General features: G+C 67.8%; 4 protein-coding genes. 2 read left to right on the top strand and 2 right to left on the bottom strand.

What is annotated here, in order from left to right:
• Positions 1-274: 274 nt before the first annotated feature.
• Positions 275-979: a hypothetical protein gene (locus VNE62_12985; protein HVE93194.1), complete on the top strand. Its 705-nt coding sequence runs from the start codon at positions 275-277 to the stop codon at positions 977-979.
• On the top strand, positions 976-2,163 hold the full coding sequence (locus VNE62_12980; GenBank protein ID HVE93193.1) for a M48 family metallopeptidase: 1,188 nt from the start codon (positions 976-978) through the stop codon (positions 2,161-2,163). Before VNE62_12985 ends, VNE62_12980 begins: the two co-directional genes overlap by 4 nt.
• Before the next feature lie 10 nt (positions 2,164-2,173).
• Here VNE62_12980 and VNE62_12975 read toward each other — a convergent pair whose 3' ends face one another.
• Positions 2,174-2,386, bottom strand: coding sequence for a cation transporter (locus VNE62_12975; protein ID HVE93192.1), 213 nt, complete (start codon positions 2,384-2,386; stop codon positions 2,174-2,176).
• The coding region (locus VNE62_12970; protein HVE93191.1) for a flavoprotein oxidoreductase at positions 2,386-2,914 on the bottom strand (529 nt) is incomplete at its 5' end. The genes VNE62_12975 and VNE62_12970, both read right to left, overlap by 1 nt.

Raw genomic sequence — 2,914 nt, 5'->3', positions numbered from 1 at the left:
GGACCCACGCTTCCAGGCCCCCGGACAGCAACGCGCGGACCAGATTCGCCAGGCAGGCGCCGGAGTAGTCGGGGCGGACGGGCTCCACCAGCCAAAGCTACCCCGGCTTCGTGCCAGACTTGACGCCCAACCGGACGGGGGAAGCGTGCGATCGAGATCTGCAGCGGCCGGCCTGGTCTTGACCTTGCTGGCCTCCGGCTGCGCGAGCCTGCCGCGGTACTCCCGGCATCGCCCGCCCGGGACCCCGCCCCCGCCCCGATCGATAGGCCGGGGCGTGTTCGACCCTGTCCCCACGCCGAACGCCTCGCCGGTCCCGTCGGCGTCAGATCTGCCGGAGGAGTCCCCCTCCGCCGCCCCGGCTGGCCCCTCAGGTTTCGTCATCACGCTGGTGGACCAGCACGGAAGGCACCCCAGGTCGATCCCGGCATTGGCCGAGGGGCCCACCAGGCAGGCGTTGTCCAGCGACGCGCAGGGCCGGCTGGTCGTCAGGGGCCCCGCCGGCGACTATGACGTGCGGGTGCAGGCAGGGTGCTTCGACACGCTGGTCGTCACTTACGGGGAGTCCGGACGGGGACGGATCGTGGACGGACAGACCGTGGCCGGCTCACTGGACGTGGAGTGGAAGCACCGGTACGCGCCGGGAGGTCCCGTGTTCTCCAGCTTGGGGCCCAATTGGCCGGTCGGACGCGTCGTCGAGCTGCAGTTCCAGGTCCAGGACGATTGCGACAAGGACGTGAGGGCCCCGGACAAGGACATCTCCACGTTCCGCTTTCTGCCCGGGCCCAACCTCCGGGTGGACGGACAGCCCAGCCTGCGAGCCGACTCACGCGGATTCTCCACGATCAGGGTCGTTTGCACCGCGGAGGGTGAGGCAGAGCTGACCGCGGTGGATTCGGACAACCCCGACGACAAGGTGGAGCTGGTTTCTCAGGACCTGACGTTTCCCGAGCGACCCCGATGCGCCAAGGAGGGCTCTTGAAGCTGAACATGTACCGCAGGATCCCGGCCGAGCTGCGCGAGTGGTTCAGCGAAGAAGAGATCGCCCGCGCCAAGGCCTACCAGCGTCCCCTGACGGTGACAAGGGTCATCTCGTCGCTGCTCAGCCTGGCCCTGCTGCTGGGCGTGCTGTCGACACACGCCGCACCCAGGATCCTTGACTCCCTCGGCGTGGGGGCCTGGCCCGCCCGTCTGGCCCTGACCATGCTGGGGCTCATGATCGCCTCGACGATCGTCGACCTGCCCATCGATATCTGGCAGACGTTCGTGCACGACCGCAAGTGGGAGTTCAGCACCCAGACCCCCGGAGGGTTCGTCGCCGACCAGCTCAAAGGGCTCCTGCTCACCTCCGTGCTTTTCTCGGCTCTGTTCATCCCGTTGTGGGCGCTCATCCGGTCAACTGACTCGTGGTGGTTCTGGGGGTGGCTGGTGTTCCTCGTCTTCGGGGTGCTGCTCGGGTTCCTGTACCCGGTGCTGATCGCGCCGATCTTCAACAAGTTCACGCCTCTGGCCGACGAGGACCTGGCCGCACGGCTGCGCTCCCTCGCCACGTCGGCCGGCGTCACCATCTCCGACGTGCTGGTGATGGACGCCAGCAAGCGCACCAAAAAGGACAACGCCTACTTCGCCGGCCTCGGAAAGACGCGCAGAGTCGTGCTGTTCGACAACCTGCTTGAGCAGCCGCGCGAGGGCGTGGAGTCGGTGGTCGCGCACGAACTCGGCCACTGGCGCCGCCGCCACATCATCCGGGGGGTCGCGCTGGGGGCCGTCACGTCGCTTCTTCTGTTCCTGCTCGTCCGGACCGTCGTGACGTGGCGCCCGGCGCTGGACTTCGCCGGCGTCCCCAGCATCAAGGACCCGGCCGGCCTTCCGCTGTTCCTCGGGGCGTTCGCGATCGGACAGATGGCGCTCGGCCTGGTGAGCAGCTGGTTCTCGCGGGCCTACGAACGCCAGGCGGACATCGAGGCTTTGGAGCTCACCCGCAACCCGGACGCGTTCGTGGAGATGATGCGGGGACTTCAGACCAAGAACCTGAGCGAGATCGCTCCCTCGAAGCTCAAGTACGTGAGGCTCAGCCACCCACCGGCCGCCGAGCGTCTGGCCCTGGTCCGGCTATGGCAGGGTTCTCAGGACCCGGCCGCCGGGGGAGTTGCTACCCAGGCGTGACCCGCGTCACTTAAGCGGCACCCAGGACGTCGAATCCCATCTCCTCGATGCGCTCCCGGATCGCGTCCAGTCCCACCTGCTGCGGCTCGAACCGCACCACCACCTGCTTGGCCTGGTGGTCGGCTGAAGCCTCCTGCACCCCAGGCATCCCCAGAAGCCCTCCAACGATCGTGGACTCACAGCCCCCGCAGCTCATGCCTTCGACGTTCAGCGTCTGCTCCATCAGGTCTCCTTCCGGCAGTCGTACTCGACACGTTCCCAGGTCTTGCGCGCAGCAATCAGCACCGGGTCCCATACCGGCGAGAAGGGAGGAGCGTAGGACAGGTCCAGGTGCTGCACCTCCTCCACCGTCATCTCGTGCCACAAGGCCGTGGCGAGGACGTCGATGCGCTTGGCCGAGCCCTCCCTGCCGACGATCTGGGCCCCCAGAAGCCGTCCGGACCGCCTCTCGGCCACGAGCTTCACAGTCATCTTTTCCGCTCCCGGGTAGTAGCTGGCCCGGGTCGTGGACTCCACCGTCTCCGACACCGTCTCGAATCCGGCCTCCCGCGCCTGGCTTTCGTTGAGTCCCGTCAGCGCCACCTCGACGTCGCAGATCTTGGACACCGCAGTCCCGACCACACCAGGGAAGGTCGCGTACCCGCCTCCGATGTTGATGCCGGCCACGCGTCCCTGCTTGTTGGCGTGGGTGCCCAGCGCGATGGCCGCCGGACGCCGCGACACCCGGTGGAACACCTCCACGCAGTCGCCC

The sequence above is a fragment of the Actinomycetota bacterium genome (genome assembly GCA_035536535.1).
In the GTDB taxonomy this organism is placed as follows: Bacteria; Actinomycetota; JAICYB01; order JAICYB01; family JAICYB01; genus DATLNZ01.
This window is presented reverse-complemented; position numbering and strand designations above follow the sequence as displayed.

Coding starts and splice junctions, on each gene's coding strand:
- VNE62_12975 (HVE93192.1), bottom strand. CDS start 2,386: ATGGAGCAGACGCTGAACGTCGAAGGCATGAGCTGCGGGGGCTGTGAG.